Source organism: Thiohalocapsa halophila (assembly GCF_016583825.1).
In the GTDB taxonomy this organism is placed as follows: Bacteria; Pseudomonadota; Gammaproteobacteria; order Chromatiales; family Chromatiaceae; genus Thiohalocapsa; species Thiohalocapsa halophila.
In genome coordinates, this window is record NZ_NRRV01000237.1 from 1 (window position 1) to 794 (window position 794).

At 65.5% G+C, this 794-nt stretch carries 1 protein-coding gene; it reads right to left on the minus strand.

All coding sequences use genetic code 11. The features are described from left to right. A partial coding sequence (pstC, locus tag CKO31_RS26200; RefSeq protein ID WP_200243898.1) for a phosphate ABC transporter permease subunit PstC occupies positions 1-794 on the minus strand: 794 nt, incomplete at both ends.

Consider the following 794-nt stretch of genomic DNA (forward strand, 5'->3'; position numbering starts at 1 on the left):
TGCAGGGCGATCACGTTCAGCGTCAGCGTCACGACGAACAGGGTCAGACCCAATGCGAAAGCGGCAAGGGTCTTGGCACTATCGAATTCCTGGTCGCCGGTGAGCAGGACCACGATCTGCACCGTTACCGTGGTCACGCTCTCCAGCGGGTTCGCGGTTAAATTGGCTGCGACACCGGCGGCCATGACCACGATCATCGTCTCGCCGATGGCGCGGGAGACCGCGAGTAGGATCCCGCCGACAATACCCGGCAGCGCGGCGGGAAGCACCACCCGCTTGATGGTCTCAGAAGGCGTCGCGCCGAGGGCGAGCGCGCCGTCGCGCATGGACTGGGGGACGGCATTGATCACGTCCTCGGAAAGCGACGAGACGAGGGGAATGATCATAACGCCCATGACCAGGCCGGCGGCGAGGCCGCTCTCAGAGGACACATCGAGGCCGACCGAGGTGCCGAGGTCGCGGATCGCTGGGGCGACCGTGAGCGCCGCGAAGAAGCCGTAGACGACGGTCGGGATCCCGGCGAGGACCTCGAGCGTCGGCTTGGCCCATGCGCGGACGACGCGCGGCGCGTACTCGGAGAGATAGATCGCCGACATCAGCCCGATCGGTACTGCGAGCGCCATCGCGATCACCGAGATGAGCATCGTGCCGGCAAAGAGCGGCACGGCGCCGAAGGCACCGGAGGCGGCGACCTGATCCGCGCGCAACGCGATCTGCGGGCTCCAGTGCAGGCCGAAGAGGAATTCCTGCCAAGAAACCTTCTGAAAGAACCGAATCGACTCGAAGAGTACGGA